This window comes from Curvibacter cyanobacteriorum (assembly GCF_028649475.1).
GTDB classification, from domain to species: Bacteria; Pseudomonadota; Gammaproteobacteria; order Burkholderiales; family Burkholderiaceae_C; genus Curvibacter; species Curvibacter cyanobacteriorum.
Genome location: NZ_JAQSIP010000004.1, coordinates 244,085 through 261,970, shown reverse-complemented (window position 1 = coordinate 261,970; position 17,886 = coordinate 244,085). Strand labels below are relative to the sequence as shown.

The following is a 17,886-nucleotide window of genomic DNA, read 5'->3' as shown; positions in this document are numbered from 1 at the left end:
GAGAAACCGATGCAAGTCTCACGCATCCGGGCCCTGCGCGGCCCCAACATCTGGAGCCGCCACACCGCCATCGAGGCCGTGGTGGAATGTGCCCCCGAAGAGCGCTCCGTCGCTGGTCTGGACGGGTTTGAAACCCGCATCCGGGCCCTGTTCCCCGGCATCGGTGCGCTGCGCCCGGACAGCCACGAAGGCCCGGTCTCGCTGGCCCATGTGCTCGAGGCCGCGGGCCTGGCGCTGCAGTCGCAGGCCGGCTGCCCGGTGACCTACAGCCGCACCAGCGCCACCAGCGAACCCGGCATTTACCAAGTCGTGATCGAGTACAGCGAAGAAGTCGTGGGCCGCCAGGCCTTTGACCAGGCGCTGGCCCTGATCCAAGCTGCGCTGGACAACACCGCCTTCGACATCGACGCGGCCATCGCCCAACTGCGCGAAACCGACGAGGACGAGCGCCTGGGCCCGAGCACGGGCTCGATCGTCGAAGCCGCCGTCAAGCGCGGCATCCCGTACCGCCGCCTGACCTCGGGCAGCCTGGTGCAGTTCGGCTGGGGCTCGCGCCAGCGCCGCATCCAGGCCGCCGAGGTGGACACCACCAGCGCCGTGGCCGAGTCGATTGCCCAGGACAAGGACCTGACCAAGATGCTGCTGCGCGCCGCCGGCGTGCCGGTGCCGCTGGGCCGCCCGGCCGTGGACGAGAACGACGCCTGGGCCGCCGCGCTGGAGATCGGCCTGCCCGTGGTGCTCAAGCCGCAAGACGGCAACCAGGGCAAGGGCGTGACCGTCAACATCACCGACCGCGCCCAGCTCAACCTGGCCTACAAGGCCGCCGCCGACATCGGCGAGGTGCTGGTCGAGAAGTACCTGCCCGGCAACGACTTCCGCCTGCTGGTGGTGGGCGATCGCCTGGTGGCCGCGGCCCGCCGCGACCCGCCGCAGGTCATTGGTGACGGCGTGCACACCGTGCGCGAACTGGTCGACATCGTCAACGCCGACCCGCGCCGTGGCGTGGGCCATGCGACCTCGCTGACCAAGATCCGCTTCGACGACATCGCCATCGCGCGCCTGGCGCTGCAAGACCTGCAGCCGGAGTCCGTGCCGCCCAAGGGCCAGCGCGTGATCCTGCGCAACAACGCCAACCTCAGCACCGGCGGCACCGCCACCGACGTGACCGACGACGTGCACCCCGAAGTCGCGGCGCGCGCCGTGGCCGCGGCCCAGATGGTGGGCATGCACATCTGCGGTGTCGACGTGGTCTGCGAGAGCGTGCTGCGCCCGCTCGAAGAGCAGCACGGCGGCATCGTTGAAGTCAACGCCGCACCGGGCCTGCGCATGCACCTGACCCCGTCCTACGGCAAGGGCCGCCAGGTCGGCGAAGCCATGGTATCCCACCTCTACAACAGCGGCGACGACGGTCGCATCCCGGTGGTGGCCGTGACCGGCACCAACGGCAAGACCACCACCGCCCGCCTGATCACGCACCTGTTCACGGCCAGCGGCCTGCGCGTGGGCATGACCAACACCGACGGCGTCTATGTCAATGGCCGCCAAATCGACAGCGGCGACTGCAGCGGCCCCAAGAGTGCCCGCAACGTGCTGTTGCACCCCGATGTGGACGCGGCCGTGTTCGAGACCGCGCGCGGCGGCATCCTGCGTGAAGGCCTGGGCTACGACCGCTGCCAAGTGGCGGTGGTGACCAATGTGGGCGCCGGCGACCACCTGGGCATGAACTACATCAACACGGTGGAAGACCTGGCCGTGGTCAAGCGCGTGATCGTGCAGAACGTGGCCGCCAATGGCTACGCGGTGCTCAACGCGGCCGACCCGATGGTCGCCGCCATGGCCGACAGCTGCCCGGGCCAGGTGATCTTCTTCGCCCGCGACCGCAACCACCCGGTCATGGCCACCCACCGGGCCCAGGGCAAGCGCACCGTCTATGTGGACGGTGACGCGATCGTGGTCACCGAAGGCACCTGGCGCGAGCACATCCTGCTGCGCGACGTGCCAATCACCCGCAACGGCACCATCGGCTTCCAGATCGACAACGTGATGGCGGCGGTGGCCGCCGCCTGGGGCGTCGGCCTGAGCTGGGACACCATCCGCAGCGGTGTGGCCAGCTTCGTCAACGACAGCGACAACGCACCGGGCCGGTTCAATGTGATGGACTTCCGGGGCGCCACTGTGATCGCCGATTACGGCCACAACCCCGATGCCATGCGCGCGCTGGTGTCGGCCGTCGAGGCCATGCCCGCCCAACGCCGCTCGGTGGTCATCAGCGGTGCGGGTGACCGCCGCGACGAAGACATCACCGAGCAGACCGCCATCCTGGGTCAGGCCTTCGACGACGTGGTGCTGTACGAAGACGCCTGCCAGCGCGGGCGGGCCGACGGCGAGGTCATGGCCCTGCTGCGCCAGGGCCTGGCGGGGGCCACCCGCACGCGGCACGTGGAAGAGATCCAGGGCGAGTTCAAGGCCATCGACGTGGCCCTGGACCGCCTGCAACCGGGCGACCTGTGCCTGGTGCTGGTCGACCAGGTCGAAGAGGCTCTGGCCCACCTGGCCAAACGCGTCAGCGACGCGGCCCAGGGGCGCTGAGCCCGCGGCCCCACCGCGTCACCCTGCGCGACGTCAAGGCCGGCCACTGCCGGCCTTTTTCATGCCCGTCCCTGGGCGGTCAGTCCCACACCGCGCGGTGGGCGGCGGGCACGGCCAGGGCGCAGTCGGCCACGGGCTCGGCCACGCAGGGCAGGATCCAGCCCTCGGCCTTTTCTTCGGCGCTCAGGCCTGGCCATTCGATGCGGTAACGCACCTGCCCCGACAACAGCTGGCACAGGCAGGCGCGGCAGGTGCCGTTGCGGCATGAGCTGGGCAGGATCACCCCGGCGGCCTCGGCCGACTGCAACAGGCTGTCCCCCGCCTCGGCAGGCCAGGCCCAGCCCTGGGCAGGCAGTTCGATGCGCCAGGCCCCCGCCATGCTCAAACCACCATCGGCGTGACCGCCCCGTCCATGGCCAGGATGGCGCCCGTGATGTAACTGGCCTTGGCCGAGGCCAGGAACAGCACCGCGTTGGCGATTTCCTCGGGCTCGGCCAGGCGGCCCAGTGGCAGCTTCTCACGCGCGCGCTGCAAAGCCTGCTCGGGGCTGATCTGCTGCAAACGCGCATCGGCCGCCATGCCTTCGCGCAGGCGGTCGGTCAGGGTCAGGCCCGGGTTGATGGCATTGACCCGCACGCCGCGCGGGCCGTAGGCCGCGGCCAGCCCGGCGCTGACCAGCATCAGCGCGGCATTGGCGGCCCCACCCGGCAGGTGAATCGGGCTGGCCACCTTGCCGCCGTTGCCCACCACATTGACGATGACACCCCGGCCGCGCTGGCCCATGCGTTTGACCACCGGGTCGATCATGTGGATGTAGCTGAAGTACTTGGCCTGCATGGCCGCGTGCCAGGCCTCGGGCTGCAGCTCATCGGGCGGGGTGCGGCGCGCCGCGCCGGCCGAGTTGACCAGGACGTCCACCGGGCCCAGACCGGCCTCGGCCGTGTCCAGCGCGGCCAGCGCGGCCGCCGGGTCGCACAGGTCGGCGGCCACCGTGGCCAGGCGACTGGCGTCTGCCCCGAGACGGGCCTGGGCGGCGGCCAGGTGGGCCGGGTTGCGCGACACCAGGGTCACGCGCGCGCCCTCGTCGAGAAAGCCGCGCGCGCAGGCCAGGCCAATGCCTTTGCTGCCCCCGGTCACCAGCACGTGCTGCCCCGTCAATTGCAAATCCATGGTGGGTCTCCTGTGGTTTTCGGAAAATCAGGGCAGACTAACGCAATCGCCGCCCGCCGGCCGTCTGATCTGGAGAACCCATGTTGCGCCTTCGACCATTGCGATCCGCCCTTGTCCGCCTGACCTGTCCGTTGGCCCTGCTGGCCGCCGGGCTGGGCTGGGCCAGCTCCGCGCTGGCCGGCCCCGAGGTGGTGGGCGACGTCAGCACCGCGTTCAAGCTGATTGGCCCCAACCACAAGATCGTGGTCGAGGCCTACGACGACCCCCAAGTGCTGGGCGTGACCTGCTTTGTGTCGCGGGCCCGCACGGGGGGCTTGTCGGGTGCCTTTGGGGTGGCCGAAGACAAGGCCGAGGCCTCGATCGCCTGCCGCCAGGTGGGCCCGATCGAGTTCAAGGGCACGCTGCGCCAGGAGGACGAGGTGTTCTCCGAGCGCATGTCGCTGCTGTTCAAGCGCCTGCGCGTGGTACGCATGGTGGACAGCAAGCGCAACACCTTGATCTACCTGAGCTACTCCGACCGCCTGGTGGACGGTTCGCCCCAGAACAGCGTGACCGCGGTGCCCGTGGACCGCAGCCTGACCATCCCGATGAAGTGAGGGCCTTCGGGCCCCCACGCCCAGCCTGCGCCGCTCAGCGCGGCCGGGTCACACCGCCGCCCCGCCCGCGGGGGCGGCGGCGGTCTGACGGCGGCGCGGCACCAGGCGCTGCACCTCCTCGCGCAGCAGGGCCACCATCTCGGCACTGGCCGGGCTCAGGCTGCGCCCCCGGCGCGTGACCAGCCCAATCGGCCGCAAGATGTCGGGGGCCACCAGGCGCCGACGCACTACCCCACTCACCGGGGCCACCGCAGCGGCCAGCTCGGGCAGGGCCGCCACCCCCAGACCGGCCGCCACCATGGCATGGATGGTGGCCAGGTGCTCGACCTCGTAGCGCGGGGCAAAACGCAGCCTGTGCTGCAGCAAGGCCGCGTCGGCGTACTGGCGCACGCTGGTCGGCAAGGGCATTGAGATGTGGGTCAGGTCGGCCACCTCGGACCACGCCAGCGCCCGCCGCCCCTTGGCCAGGGCATGGCGGGCCGGCAGCAGCAGCACAAAACCGTCTGACGCCAGGGGCTGGTAGTCCAGGTCGGCGTAGGCGGGGTTGGCTGCGGTCAGCGCAAAGTCCACCTGACCACTGCGCACCAGGTCAAACGCCGGGCCCGACAGGGTGTCCATCACCGCGAGGCGGATGCCAGGGTAGCGCTCGGTCAAACGCGCCATGGCCAGCGGCACCACGGTGGCGGCCAGCGAGGGCAAGGCCGCCAGCGTCACCTGGCCCACCTGCAGTTCGGCCACGCTGCGCACGGCGCGCACCGCCTCTTCGGTCTGGGTGTGCAACAGCTGCGCCTGCTCCAGGAACACCTGCCCCGCCAGCGTGAGCTGCACGCTGCGCGTGGTGCGGTCGAACAGCCGCACCTGCAAGGCCTCCTCGAGCCGGGTCAGCACCCCGGACACCGCCGACTGCGACAGGTGCACCTGGTCTGCGGTGCGCCGAAAGCTCAGGGTTTGCCCGAGGGCCAGGAACACCTCGAGTTCACGCGTCGACCAATTGATCTTCATAGCCGATCAGTTTATTGAAAAAATCGTCTGGACGGTGCAATGGCGGCTTCCTAGACTGCGCCCATCTCTGCTGAATTTGACCGAGGACCTTGCCTTGAACTTGCTGCCTGAACACCCCCGCCACACCCACGCCGTCGTCATTGGCGCGGGCACCATGGGCGCCGATGTCGCCACCGTGCTGGCCCGTGGCGGATGCCGTGTCACCGTCACCGACCCCCATGAAGCCCAGCGCGCCGCGCTGCCCGTGCGGGTGCGCCAGGGCCTGACCCCGCTGGGCCTGGGGGCGCGCGCCGACCGCGTGCAAGGCGTGGCCAGCCTGGCCGACGTGCACTGGGACGACGTGGTGCTGGTGATCGAATGCATCCCCGAGCAGCTGGCCCTCAAGCAGGCCCTGTTCGCCGAGTTGCTGCAACACGCCCCGGCCCACTGCGTGCTGACCAGCAACAGCTCCAGCTTCCCGATCAGCGCCATCGCCGAGGGCCTGCCCAGCGCCGAGCGCATGTTGGGACTGCACTTTTTCATGCCGGCCCACCTGGTGCCACTGGTCGAGGTGGTGCAAGGCCCGCACACCGACGAAGCCCAGGCCGAGCGCCTGTGCAGCTTCATGCGGGGCTGTGGCAGCGTGCCGGTGCGGGTGCGCAAAGACAAGCCGGGCTTCCTGGCCAATCGCCTGCAGCACGCGCTGGCCCGAGAGGCCTTTGCCATGATCGACGAAGGCGTGGCCACCCCCGAGGACGTGGACGCCGCGGTGCGCTTTGGTTTTGGTTTTCGCTACCTCGCGGCCGGCCCGGTCATGCAGCGCGACCATGCGGGCCTGGACGTGCACTGCGCCGCGGCCGCCACCATGTACCCCTCGCTGGCCGCCAACACGAGCCCGGCACGCGCGCTCAGCGAACGGGTGGCCGCAGGCCGACTGGGCATGAAGACCGGTGGCGGCTTTTACGACTGGCCCGAGGAGCGCCGGCTGGCCGAGCGCCAGCGCTACGACACCCTGCTGCAGCAGGGCCTGAGCCTGCTGGCCGCCGAGCTGCCGCCCATCGAACGCGACTGAGCCCCACCCCGTCCGGCCCACCGCCCCACTGCCCCAGGACCACCCCATGCCCACCACGCCCCTGATCATCACCAGCGCCCCCAATGGCGCCTACAAGCAACTGAGCGACCACCCGGCGCTGCCCCTCACCCCCAGCAGCCTGGCGCAGACCGCACGCCAGTGCCTGGACGCCGGCGCCGCCATGCTGCACCTGCACATCCGCGACGCCGCGGGCCACCACAGCCTGGACGTGCAGGGTTACCGCGACGCGCTGAGCGCGGTCAAGGCCGCTGTGGGCGACCAGATGGTGCTGCAAGTCACCAGCGAAGCCGCCCGCACCTACCATGCGCCGGCCCAGATCGCGATGGTGCGCACCCTGCGCCCCGAAGCTGTGTCGGTGGGGCTGCGCGAGCTGGACCAACCCGAGATCGGTGAGGCCGGTCTGGCGGACTTCTTCGCCTGGCTGGCGCGCGAGCGGGTCATGACCCAGGTCATCCTCTACGACGTGGCCGACCTGCAACGCTGGCAGTCGCTGCGCGCGCGCGGCGTGGTGCCCGATGCGCCCTGGTTCCTGCTCTTTGTGCTGGGCCGCTACACCGCTGGCCAGACCTCCAGCCCGCTGGACCTGGTGCCCTTTGTGCACGCCCACAGCGGCCCCGAACCCTGGGCGGTGTGCGCCTTTGGGGCCACCGAACACGCCTGCGTGACCGCCGCGGCCGCGCTCGGCGGCCATGTGCGCGTGGGCTTCGAGAACAACCTCCAGCTCAAGGATGGCAGCCGGGCACCGCACAACGGGGCCCTGGTGGCGCAAGCGGCCGAAGCCGCGGCCAGCCTGGGCCGACCGCTGGCCACTGCGCGCCACATCCGCGAGCGCTTCGGCGGCTGAGCCCGCGCCGCCACCCCATTTTTTCAGCCCCAGCCCCCCGGAGACAACCATGCAAAGACAACAATTCATTCGCACCCTGCTGGCCAGTGCCCTGAGCGCCGTCGCGGCCCTGAGCGCGGCCCCCTCGCAGGCCCAGGACGCCTGGCCCAACAAGACCATCCGCTTCGTGGTGCCCTACCCGCCCGGCGGCCCCACGGACCTGATGGCGCGCCTGCTGCAGGGCGAGCTGCAAACCAAGCTCGGGGTGACGGTGATGGTGGACAACAAGGGCGGCGCCGGTGGCAACCTGGGCAGCGCCGAGGTGGCCAAGCAAGCACCGGCCGACGGCTACACCCTGCTGCTGGCGGCCAGCGGTCCGATGGCCGTCAACCCCACGCTCTACCGCAGCATGACCTTCAACCCGCAGACCGATTTGGTGCCGGTGATCCAGTTGTCGTCCTTCCCGCTGGTGCTGGAGGTGAACCCCAAGACCGGCATCAAGTCGCTCAAAGAGTTGGTCGCGGCGCTCAAGGACAACAAGCGCCAGGACCTGAGCTTTGCCTCGGCGGGCAATGGCACACCGCAGCACCTGGCCGGTGAGCTGTTCAACAGCCTGCAGGACCTGAAGATGCCGCACATCCCCTACCGCGGCGCCGGCCCGGCGCTCAACGATGTGCTGGGTGGGCAGGTGAATGTGATGTTCGACATCCTGGGCAGCTCGCTGCCCTACATCCAGTCGGGCAAGCTGACCCCCCTGGCCGTGACCAGCGCCAAGCGCGTGCCCGCGCTGCCTGATGTCCCGACCATGGCCGAGGCCGGCATGCCGGGCTATGAGTTCACGGGTTGGCACGGCATCGCGATGCGCAGCGGCACGCCGCCGGCCATTGTCGACAAGCTCAACAGCACCTTGAACGCGATCTTTGCGCAGCCCGAGTTCCGCAAGAAGTGGGAGGCCATCGGGACCCCGGTGGTGGCGGGCAGTGCCGCCCAGTTCGGCGAGCTGATCCGCACCGAGACCGTGCGCCTGGGCAAGCTGGTGAAGAACTCCGGCGTGACGCTCGACTGAGGCCCGAGCGAAACCCACCACAAGACCCAACCAAGACCTGCCCGGGCCGCGCGGCCCAGCCACGGGTCGCCCGCGCGCCCAAAAAAGGGCCCTGCACGAGGGCCCCGCGGGGTGGGGTCAGGCCGGGCGCAGCGCCGCCGTGATGGCGCCTTGGCGGGGCCGGCGCCCCGTCACCGGGCCGGTGGCCGGCCCGGCTGGTCGCCTCACAGCTTGAACGGCACCACTTCCTGGCGCTGCTCGCCCAGGCCTTCGATGCCCAGGGTCACGACATCGCCCTTCTTGAGGTACACCGGCGCGGGTTGGCCGTCCTTCTTGATGCCCATGCCCACGCCCGGCGGGGTGCCGGTGGTGATGATGTCGCCCGGCTCCAGGGTCATGAACTGGCTCAGGTAGCTGACGATCTTGGCCACGCTGAAGATCATGGTCTTGGTGTTGCCGGTCTGCATGCGCTGGCCGTTCACGTCGAGCCACATGCTCAACTTCTGCGGGTTGGGCACTTCATCGCGGGTCACCAGCCAGGGGCCGATGGGGCCGAAAGTGTCGCAACCCTTGCCCTTGTCCCAGGTGCCGCCGCGCTCGATCTGGAACTCGCGTTCGCTGACGTCGTTGATGGTCACATAGCCGGCCACATGGGACAGCGCGTCCTTTTGCGTGATGTAACGCGCCCGCTTGCCGATCACCACGCCCAACTCGACTTCCCAGTCGGTCTTCTTCGAGCCCTTGGGCAGCATGACCGGGTCGTTCGGGCCCTGGATGCAGCTGATGGCCTTGGTGAAGACCACCGGTTCCTGCGGGATCGGCAGGCCCGACTCGGCAGCGTGATCGGCGTAGTTCAGGCCGATCGCGATGAACTTGCGCGTGCCCGCCACCGGCGTGCCAAAACGCGGCTTGCCGCGCACCAGGGGCAGCTTCTCCACATTGACCTTGGCCAGCTTGGCCAGGGCGGCATCGCTGAGTTGCTCAGGACCCACGTCCTTCACCACCGCGCTCAAATCGCGCAGCTTGCCTTGGGCATCGATCAGGCCGGGCTTCTCCTGGCCAGGCTTGCCATAACGTACGAGTTTCATGAGGTCCTTTCAGGTTGGGAGCGGCCGGGCCGGATGGCGACCGGCGGGCGCACGGAGGGCATTATGGACAAAGCGTGTCCCACACCGCAGGGCCCGGGCCATGCCCGTCGCGGGGCGCGGGTGGCGGCAGCAGGCCGCGCGGGTGTCAGAGGGTGATGCCGCCGTCGATCGCGTAGGCCTGGCCCGTGACAAAGGCCGACTCATCGCTGGCCAGGAACACCACCAGCGGCGCGATCTCATGCGCCTGCGCGAGCCGCCCCATGGGCTGGCGCCCAATGAAGGCCTGACGCGCCGCCACGGGGTCTTCGTTGGCATTGATGCGGTCTTGCAACGACGGGGTGTCCACCGTGCCGGGGCAGACCGCGTTGCAGCGCACCCCCTGACCGACAAAGTCGGCCGCCACGCTTTTGGTCAGGCCGATCACCGCCGCCTTGGAGGCTCCGTAGATGAACCGGTTGGGCAGGCCCTTGATGCTGCTGCACACGCTGGCCATGTTGATGATGCTGCCCCCACCTTGCGCCAACATGCGCGGCAGGGCCGCCTGCACGGTCCAGAACTGCGCCCGCGCATTGAGGTTGAAGGCGAAATCCCAGTCGGCGTCGCTGGCCTGCAGAACCGTGCCACTGTGCACAAAGCCCGCGCAGTTGAACAGCACATCAAGGCGCGGCAACTCGGCCACCAGCGCCTGGATGGCGGCCTTGTCCAGCACGTCGAGGCGGCGGGTGTGCACCCGGGGCACCCCTTGGTAGGCGGCCAGCAAATCGGTGTTGAGGTCGGTGGCCCACACCTCGGCCCCCTCGGCCGCCAGCGCCAGCGCGGCCGCCCGGCCAATGCCCTGACCGGCGGCGGTGACCAGCGCGGTCTTTCCTTTGAGTCTCATGCCATCTCCATTGAACGCCATCTGGGCCCTCAGCGCCCCGCGATTCAGGGTTTTGCCTGATGGGGCCTGCGGTCTTCCGTGGCATTCTGAATTGGTCTGACCACTTGGCCACTTATGAATAACCCTGAGTGCGATGCCCCGGTCTGAGCCCCTCTGTTTTTGCGAGATCCGTCTTCCGTGCCCATCCAGTCCGTTGAACCCAAACGCCTTTACCGCCAGATCGCCGAGCAGTTGCGCGGCCTGATCGAGCAGGGCGAATTCGCGCCCGGCTCGCGCCTGCCGGCCGAGCGCGACCTGGCCCGCCAGCTGGGGGTCAGCCGCCCCTCGGTGCGCGAGGCCTTGATCGCGCTCGAGGTCGAAGGCTGGGTCGAGGTGCGCACCGGCTCGGGCGTCTATGTGCTGGCCCGCTTGCCCGTGGTCGGTGGCCCGGCCACGGTGCAGATCGCGCCCACCGAGTGGGGCCCCCTCGAGTTGATCCGCGCCCGCCGCGTGGTGGAAGGCGAGATCGCCGCCATCGCCGCGGTGCAGGCCAAACGCCAGCACCTGAGCGCCATGCGCCAGGCGATCGAGGCCATGAACACCGCGGCCAACCAGGGCGTGATGCCGCTCGACGGCGACCGCGCCTTCCATTCGGCCATCGTCGAGGCCTGCGACAACATGGTGCTGATCGAGACCATCCACCATTTCTGGGACTCACGCCGCGGCCCGCTGTTCGAGCGCCTCGGCGGCTACTTTGAGACCCTGCCCTCATGGCGCGCCGCCATCGAGGAACACGAAGCCATTTACCAGGCGATTGCGGCGCACGACGGACCCGCAGCCCGCGCCGCCATGCAGCGGCACATGGACAACTCGCACAGCCGCTTCAGCGCCAGTTGGCGCCAGGCCAAACGATCGGGCAGCGGCTGAGCCGCCCGACCCCGTGACCTGGGGGCAGGCGCGGCAGGACAAGTTGACAAAGACCCGACCGATTGACACCTCAACGACAACGACAGGAGACAACATGAACCGACTGACCCTTCCCCGCCGCAGCCTGCACAACCTGGCCGCCAGCCTTCTGATGGCCGGTGTGCTCGGCGCGCCAGCCCTGGCACAAGCCCAGACCAAGCTCAAATGGGCCCACGTCTACGAGACCTCCGAGCCATACCACAAGTGGTCGGTCTGGGCCGGTGACGAAATCAAGAAGCGCAGCAACGGCAAGTTCGAGATCCAGGTCTTCCCCGCCTCCACACTGGGCAAGGAGAGCGACATCAACCAGGGCCTGCAACTGGGCACGGTGGACATCATCATCTCGGGCGCCTCGTTTGCGTCACGCAGCTTCCCGCGCATTGGCGTGGGCTACTACCCCTACACCTTCCGCGACGCCGACCACCTGCTCAAGTACGCCAAGAGCGATGTGTTCAAAGAGCTTGCCGACGGCTACAAGGCCAAGACCGGCATCCAGGTCACCGCGGTCACCTATTACGGCGCCCGCCACTCGACCAGCAACAAGCTGTTCAAGACCTGCGACGACATGAAGGGCCTGAAGATGCGCGTGCCCGACGTGCCCGCCTACATGGCGCTGCCGCGCGCCTGCGGCGCCAACCCGACGCCGATCGCCTTTGCCGAGGTCTACCTGGCGCTGCAGAACGGCACCGTCGACGCCCAGGAGAACCCGCTGCCGACCATCGAGGCGAAGAAGTTCTTTGAGGTGCAGAAGAACATCATCCTGACCGGCCACATCAACGACTCCCTGATCACGCAGATCGCGCCCCATGTCTGGAACACCCTCAACGAGAACGAGCGCAAGCTGTTCACCGAGGTGATGCAAGAGGCCGCGGCCAACGCCAGCAAGGACATCCAGAAGCGCGAAGGCGAGTTGGTGGACGACTTCAAGAAGCGCGGGATCAACGTGGTCGAAGTCGACAAGAACGCCTTCCGCGACCGCATCGTGAAAGCCGTCGACATGAGCACCATGGGCTACGACAAGAAAGACTGGGACCGCATCCAGGCCATCCGCTGAGCCCGCGCTCAGCGCCCGAGCCTCACGCCGCGCCGAAGCCATTGCGAGCGGCGCTTTTTGTTCCCCCCGGCCCGGGCGCCCTGCCCGGGCCCCGCTGCAAAGAACTGCCATGCACGATCTGGATTCCGGCCCCCGCGTGATGCGCGACGACGGCACCTTCCACACCACCGACGATGAGGTGGACTTGTCCGACACCCCTTGGGAAGCCTGGCTCGCCCTGCTCTTTTTCTGGGCCCTGGGCGCCACCGTGGTGTACCAATTCATCACCCGCTATGTGCTCAACGACTCGGCGGCCTGGACCGAGGAGATCGCGCGCTACCTGCTGGTGAGCACCGTGTTTGTCGGCGCGGCCATTGGCGTCGCCAAGAACAACCACATCCAGGTGGACTTCCTGTTCCGCTACCTGCCGGCGCGGGCCGGCCGGGTGCTGTCCACGCTGGTCGATGTGGTGCGCATCGCCTTCTTTGCCGCGGCCTCGGTGCTGACGGTGCAGATGATGATGAAGATGGACACCTACAAGATGACCGTCGTCGAGCTGCCCATGAACTACGTCTATGGCGTCTGCCTGCTGGGCTTTGTGGCGATGGCCGCACGCTCGGTGTGGGTGATGCGCATCCACTGGCAGCGTGGCTACAGCGCCCTCGAACGCCCCGAATCCACCATGGCCGAGCGCTGAGCGCCAGCGCCCCCACCGGACCCCACCCATGTTGAAAATCATTTTCCTGTTCATGATGGCGGGCGGACTGCCCGTGGCCATCGCCATGGCCGGCGCCTCGCTGGTCTACATCCTGTTCACCGGCAACCTGCCGCCCTTTGTGGTGATCCACCGCATGGTCAGCGGCATCGACAGCTTTCCGCTGCTGGCCGTGCCCTTCTTCATCCTCGCCGGCAACCTGATGAACAACGCCGGCATCACCAACCGCATCTACAACTACGCACTGGCCCTGGTGGGCTGGCTCAAGGGCGGCCTGGGCCATGTCAATGTGGTGGGCTCGGTGGTGTTTGCCGGCATGAGCGGCACCGCCATCGCCGACGCCGCGGGCCTGGGCACGATCGAGATCAAGGCCATGAAGGACCACGGCTACGGCACCGAGTTCGCGGTCGGTGTGACCGCCGCCTCGGCCACGCTGGGCCCCATCATCCCGCCCAGCCTGCCCTTTGTGATCTACGGCATGATGGCCAACGTCAGCGTCGGCGCGCTGTTCCTGGCGGGCATCCTGCCCGGTGTGCTGATGGCCGTGGCGATGATGGTGACGGTGGCGTACTTCGCCCACAAGAACGGCTGGGGCGCCGACGTGAAGTTCGAATGGCCGCGCGTCTTCAAGGCCTTGGCCGAGACCGCGGTGGTGATCGGTTGGCCGCTGGCCGTGTGGGCGGCCGTCACCCACGGCGGCCTGCCGGCCCAGGCCACGGTGCTGGGCGCCTTGCTGCTGCTGTTTGCGGCGGACAAGCTGTTCGACTTCCAGGCCGTGCTGCCCATCATGACCCCGGTGCTGCTGATTGGTGGCATGACCACGGGCATCTTCACCCCCACCGAAGGCGCCATCGCCGCCTGCCTGTGGGCCATGGTGCTGGGCTTTGCCTGGTACCGAACGCTGCGCTTTCGCATGTTCGTGAAGGTCTGCCTCGACACCGTGGAGACCACCAGCACGGTGCTCTTCATCGTCGCCGCCGCGAGCATTTTTGGCTGGATGCTGACGGCCACCGGCGTCACCACCTCGATCGCCAGCTGGGTGCTGGGCTTCACCAAGGAACCCTGGGTGTTCCTGCTGATGGCCAACCTGCTGATGCTGTTCGTGGGCTGCTTCCTGGAGCCCACCGCGGCCATCACGATCCTGGTGCCCATCCTGGTCCCGATCTGCCAGCAGCTCGGCATCGACCTGGTGCACTTTGGCCTGGTGATGGTGCTCAACCTCATGATCGGCCTGCTGCACCCGCCGATGGGCATGGTGCTGTTCGTGCTGGCCCGGGTCGCCAAGCTCAGCGTCGAGCGCACCACCGTGGCCATCCTGCCCTGGCTGGTGCCGCTGCTGGGCAGCCTGGTGCTGATCACCTACTGCCCGCAGCTCGTGCTGTGGCTGCCCCGCCTGTTTTACTGACCCCGACACCGCCCAAGGCCTGTGACCATGACCCCTTTCATCCGACTCCACCCCGATGACGACGTGCTGATCGCGCGCAGCCAGTTGCTGGGCGGCACCGTGCTCGATGGCCTGACCGTGCGCGGCCTGGTGCCCCCGGGCCACAAGGTGGCCGTGCGCGCGCTGGACACCGGCGCCCCGGTGCGCCGCTACAACCAGATCATCGGCTTTGCCTCGCGCCCGATTGCAGCGGGCGAGCATGTGCACACCCACAACCTCGACATGGGCGCGGCCAAAGGCGCTTTCGAGCGCGACTACGCGGTGGGCAGCGACGTCAAACCCGCGGCCGCGGCGCGCGAAGCCCACTTCATGGGCATCCGGCGCGCCGACGGGCGCGTGGCCACGCGCAACTACATCGGCGTGCTGTCCAGCGTGAACTGCTCCGCCACCGCGGCGCGCGCCATCGCCGACCATTTCTCGCGTCAGAACCGGCCCGAAGCCCTGGCGGCCTTCCCGCAGGTCGATGGTGTGGTCGCCCTGACGCATGGCAGCGGCTGCGGCATGGACACCGAGGGCCTGGGCCTGAAGCTGCTGGAACGCACCCTGGCGGGTTATGCCACCCACGCCAACTTTGCCGCCATCCTGGTGGTCGGCCTGGGCTGCGAGGCCAACCAGATCAAAACCTGGCTGACCCACAGCCACCTGGCAGAGACCCCGTTGTTCCAGGTCTTCAACATCCAGGACAGCGGCGGCACACGCCAGACGGTGGCCAAGGGCATCGCCCTGATCGAGCACATGCTGCCGCTGGCCAACGCGGTGCAGCGCGAGCCCTGCAGCGCGGCCCACCTCACCGTGGGTTTGCAGTGCGGCGGCTCGGACGGCTACTCCGGCATCAGCGCCAACCCGGCGCTGGGGGCGGCGGTGGACCTGCTGGTGGCCCATGGGGGCACGGCCATCCTGTCCGAAACGCCCGAGATCTATGGCGCCGAACACCTGCTGACCCGCCGCGCCGTGCGCCCCGAGGTGGCCGACAAGCTGATCGAGCGCATCCGCTGGTGGGAGCAGTACACCGCCCTAAACGGCGGCGAGATGAACAACAACCCCTCGCCCGGCAACAAGGCGGGCGGGCTGACCACCATCCTGGAAAAGTCCCTCGGCGCCGTGGCCAAGGGGGGCACCAGCAACTTGCAGGCGGTGTACGAATACGCCGAACCCGTGCGCGAACACGGCTTTGTCTACATGGACACCCCGGGCTACGACCCGGTCAGCGCCACCGGCCAGGTGGCGGGCGGCGCCAACCTGATCTGCTTCACCACCGGCCGCGGCAGCGCCTACGGCTGTGCGCCCTCGCCCTCGCTCAAACTCGCCACCAACAGCGCGCTGTGGCAGCGCCAGGAGGAGGACATGGACATCAACTGCGGCGAGATCATCGACGGCGCCAGCAGCATCCAGGCCATGGGCCAACGCATCTTCGAGCTGATGCTGGCCACCGCCTCGGGCCAAAGCACCAAGAGCGAGCGCCACGGTTACGGACAAAACGAGTTCGTGCCCTGGCAAATCGGTGCGGTGATGTGAGCCCCGCCACGCCTTTTGTTTTCAGACCTGTTTGCCCATGAACCCACGCTTTACCGCCCCAGCCCTGCGCGCGCAAGTGGCCCGCATCCTTGAACACGCGGGCAGCCTGCCCCGCGAAGCCGAACAGGTGGCCGACAACCTGGTGCTGGCCAACCTCAGCGGCCACGACTCCCATGGCGTGGGCATGGTGCCCCGCTACGTCGACGCCGTGCTCGAAGGTGGCCTGAAGCCCAACGCCGCGCTGTCGGTGCAACTGGACACCGGCCCCCTGCTCACGCTGGACGGCCAGCGCGGCTATGGCCAGGTGATCGGCGAGCAGGCCCTGCAGATGGGCATCGAACGCGCGCGCCAGTACGGCACCTGCACGGTGGCCCTGGGCAACAGCCACCACCTGGGGCGCATCGGTCAGTTTGCCGAGATGGCCACCGCCGCCGGCCTGGTGTCGATCCACTTCGTCAACGTGCTGTCGCGCCCCGTGGTGGCGGCGTGGCAGGGGGGTGACGGCCGCTTTGGCACCAACCCCTGCTGCATCGGCATCCCGCTGCGCGACGCGCCCCCCTTCGTGCTGGACTTCGCCACCAGCCGCGTGGCCCAGGGCAAGATGCGCGTGGCCCACAACCAGGGCAAGACCGTGGCCAGCGGCTTGCTGATCGACGAACACGGCGCGCCCACCCAGAACCCCGGGGTGGTGGTGGTGCCCCAGCCCGGCGGTGGCTACGGCGCGCTGATGCCTTTTGGCGAACACAAGGGCTACGGCCTGGCGGTGGCCTGCGAGCTGCTGGGGGGCGCGCTGACCGGCGGCGGCACCTGGCACCAGGCGGCCGACGCGCGCAAGGCCGTGCTCAACGGCATGCTGACCCAGCTGATCGACCCGGTGCGCCTGGGCACCCAGGCGCACTTTGAAGCGCAGGCCGCGGCCTTTGTCGACTGGCTGCGCCAAAGCCCGCCCGCCCCGGGCACCGAGGGCGTGCAACTGGCCGGCGAGCCGGAGCGCACCACGCGCGCCGAGCGCCTGCGCGACGGCATCGAACTCGACGCCACCACCTGGCAAGAAATCGTCGCCGCCGCGCACAAAGTGGGCGCGCCGGTGCACAGCGACTGAACGGAGCCCCCGACATGAGCCCGACCCACCCAAGCCAACCCACCCACCGCGCCGCGGGCGCAGCCTGGCCTGCGGCGCTGGGCCCGCTGCCCGCCATCCAGGACCAGGTGGCCCTGGTCACCGGCGCCAATGCCGGCATGGGCCTGGCGACCACCCGCGCGCTGCTGGAAGCAGGCTACCGCGTGGCGGCCACCGACCTGCGCGTGGACCAGGTGGCGCAGAGCCTGGCCGCGCACCGCGACCGCCTGTTCTGCACCCCCATGGACGTCAGCGATGTGCAGGCCGTGGATGCGGCCTGCCGCCGCATCGAGGCCCACTGGGGCCGCATCGACGTCTGCGTGAACAACGCGGGCATCCTGCAGTACGCCAACTGCGAACAGACCACGCCCGAGCTGTGGCAGCGCATCCTGCGCGTCAACCTGGACGGCGTGTTCTACGTCAGCCAGCGCGTCGCGCCGGGCATGAAGGCGCGGCGCTTCGGGCGCATCGTCAACATCGCCTCCTTTGGCGCCAAGACCGGGGGGCTGTCGCCGCTGCCGGCCTACGCCGCCAGCAAGGGCGGTGTGGTGACCTTGACCTTCAGTTTTGCGCGCGAATACGCGGCTTTCGGGGTGACCTGCAATGCCCTGGCCCCGGCCTTTGTCAAAACCCAGATGGTGACCGAGCAGGTCTCGCCCGAGCGCCAGGCCGAACTGCGCCGAACCATCCCGGTGGGGCGCTTTTGCGAGTTGGAGGAGTTCGCGCACTGCGTGCTGTTCCTGGCCCACCCCATGAGCGGCTTCATCACCGGCGAGGTGCTCGACCTCAACGGTGGGCTGCAGTTCGACTGAGCCCCGCCGCCCCCCACCCCGACACAGGCGCAGCCCC

At 68.9% G+C, this 17,886-nt stretch carries 17 protein-coding genes; 12 read left to right on the top strand and 5 right to left on the bottom strand.

Annotated features, from left to right (window positions below):
• Positions 1-9 precede the first annotated feature (9 nt).
• A complete protein-coding gene (cphA, locus tag PSQ40_RS10750; RefSeq protein WP_273951421.1) occupies positions 10-2,589 on the top strand; it encodes a cyanophycin synthetase in 2,580 nt (859 codons plus the stop codon).
• A gap of 79 nt (positions 2,590-2,668) precedes the next feature.
• Here cphA and PSQ40_RS10745 read toward each other — a convergent pair whose 3' ends face one another.
• Together PSQ40_RS10745 and PSQ40_RS10740 are read right to left on the bottom strand one after the other, a co-directional pair.
• The gene (locus tag PSQ40_RS10745) at positions 2,669-2,974 is read right to left on the bottom strand and encodes a 2Fe-2S iron-sulfur cluster-binding protein (protein ID WP_273951419.1); all 306 of its coding nucleotides are present in this window, start codon (positions 2,972-2,974) and stop codon (positions 2,669-2,671) included.
• A complete protein-coding gene (locus PSQ40_RS10740; RefSeq protein ID WP_273951418.1) occupies positions 2,971-3,759 on the bottom strand; it encodes an SDR family oxidoreductase in 789 nt (262 codons plus the stop codon). Before PSQ40_RS10740 ends, PSQ40_RS10745 begins: the two co-directional genes overlap by 4 nt.
• Positions 3,760-3,839: 80 nt before the next feature.
• Between PSQ40_RS10740 and PSQ40_RS10735 the strand changes: the two genes are divergently transcribed.
• Positions 3,840-4,355: a CreA family protein gene (locus PSQ40_RS10735; protein ID WP_273951417.1), complete on the top strand. Its 516-nt coding sequence runs from the start codon at positions 3,840-3,842 to the stop codon at positions 4,353-4,355.
• A 48-nt stretch (positions 4,356-4,403) separates the two neighbouring features.
• Here the strand turns inward: PSQ40_RS10735 and PSQ40_RS10730 are convergent, their stop codons facing one another.
• Positions 4,404-5,357: a LysR family transcriptional regulator gene (locus tag PSQ40_RS10730; protein WP_273951416.1), complete on the bottom strand. Its 954-nt coding sequence runs from the start codon at positions 5,355-5,357 to the stop codon at positions 4,404-4,406.
• A gap of 154 nt (positions 5,358-5,511) precedes the next feature.
• Here PSQ40_RS10730 and PSQ40_RS10725 point away from each other — a divergent pair, with 154 nt between their 5' ends.
• The 3 genes from PSQ40_RS10725 to PSQ40_RS10715 are packed head-to-tail and all read left to right on the top strand — an operon-like array spanning position 5,512 to position 8,318.
• Positions 5,512-6,408 carry a 3-hydroxyacyl-CoA dehydrogenase family protein gene (locus PSQ40_RS10725; RefSeq protein WP_409338587.1) on the top strand — a complete coding sequence of 299 codons (897 nt, stop codon included), beginning with the start codon at positions 5,512-5,514 and terminating at the stop codon, positions 6,406-6,408.
• A gap of 46 nt (positions 6,409-6,454) precedes the next feature.
• A complete protein-coding gene (locus PSQ40_RS10720) occupies positions 6,455-7,273 on the top strand; it encodes a BKACE family enzyme (protein ID WP_273951414.1) in 819 nt (272 codons plus the stop codon).
• Between the two features lie 49 nt (positions 7,274-7,322).
• The gene (locus tag PSQ40_RS10715) at positions 7,323-8,318 is read left to right on the top strand and encodes a Bug family tripartite tricarboxylate transporter substrate binding protein (protein ID WP_273951412.1); all 996 of its coding nucleotides are present in this window, start codon (positions 7,323-7,325) and stop codon (positions 8,316-8,318) included.
• Positions 8,319-8,521: 203 nt separating this feature from the next.
• Here the strand turns inward: PSQ40_RS10715 and PSQ40_RS10710 are convergent, their stop codons facing one another.
• Together PSQ40_RS10710 and PSQ40_RS10705 are read right to left on the bottom strand one after the other, a co-directional pair.
• Positions 8,522-9,385, bottom strand: a complete 864-nt coding sequence (locus PSQ40_RS10710) for a fumarylacetoacetate hydrolase family protein (protein WP_273951411.1) — start codon at positions 9,383-9,385, stop codon at positions 8,522-8,524.
• Positions 9,386-9,530: 145 nt separating this feature from the next.
• Positions 9,531-10,265 (bottom strand): SDR family oxidoreductase, encoded by a 735-nt coding sequence (locus PSQ40_RS10705; protein ID WP_273951410.1) that lies wholly within the window; start codon positions 10,263-10,265, stop codon positions 9,531-9,533.
• Positions 10,266-10,442: 177 nt separating this feature from the next.
• Between PSQ40_RS10705 and PSQ40_RS10700 the strand changes: the two genes are divergently transcribed.
• The 7 genes from PSQ40_RS10700 to PSQ40_RS10670 all read left to right on the top strand — a co-directional run bounded on the left by PSQ40_RS10700 (position 10,443) and on the right by PSQ40_RS10670 (position 17,849).
• A complete protein-coding gene (locus PSQ40_RS10700) occupies positions 10,443-11,171 on the top strand; it encodes a FadR/GntR family transcriptional regulator (RefSeq protein WP_273951409.1) in 729 nt (242 codons plus the stop codon).
• Between the two features lie 94 nt (positions 11,172-11,265).
• On the top strand, positions 11,266-12,264 hold the full coding sequence (locus tag PSQ40_RS10695; protein WP_273951408.1) for a sialic acid TRAP transporter substrate-binding protein SiaP: 999 nt from the start codon (positions 11,266-11,268) through the stop codon (positions 12,262-12,264).
• 109 nt (positions 12,265-12,373) lie between these two features.
• A complete protein-coding gene (locus PSQ40_RS10690; RefSeq protein WP_273951407.1) occupies positions 12,374-12,940 on the top strand; it encodes a TRAP transporter small permease in 567 nt (188 codons plus the stop codon).
• Positions 12,941-12,968: 28 nt separating this feature from the next.
• On the top strand, positions 12,969-14,363 hold the full coding sequence (locus PSQ40_RS10685) for a TRAP transporter large permease (RefSeq protein WP_273951406.1): 1,395 nt from the start codon (positions 12,969-12,971) through the stop codon (positions 14,361-14,363).
• Between the two features lie 27 nt (positions 14,364-14,390).
• Complete coding sequence (locus PSQ40_RS10680) at positions 14,391-15,917, top strand: UxaA family hydrolase (RefSeq protein ID WP_273951405.1); 1,527 nt, start codon at positions 14,391-14,393, stop codon at positions 15,915-15,917.
• 37 nt (positions 15,918-15,954) lie between these two features.
• On the top strand, positions 15,955-17,019 hold the full coding sequence (locus tag PSQ40_RS10675) for a malate/lactate/ureidoglycolate dehydrogenase (RefSeq protein WP_273951404.1): 1,065 nt from the start codon (positions 15,955-15,957) through the stop codon (positions 17,017-17,019).
• Between the two features lie 14 nt (positions 17,020-17,033).
• Positions 17,034-17,849, top strand: a complete 816-nt coding sequence (locus tag PSQ40_RS10670) for an SDR family NAD(P)-dependent oxidoreductase (RefSeq protein WP_273951403.1) — start codon at positions 17,034-17,036, stop codon at positions 17,847-17,849.
• Positions 17,850-17,886 lie beyond the last annotated feature (37 nt).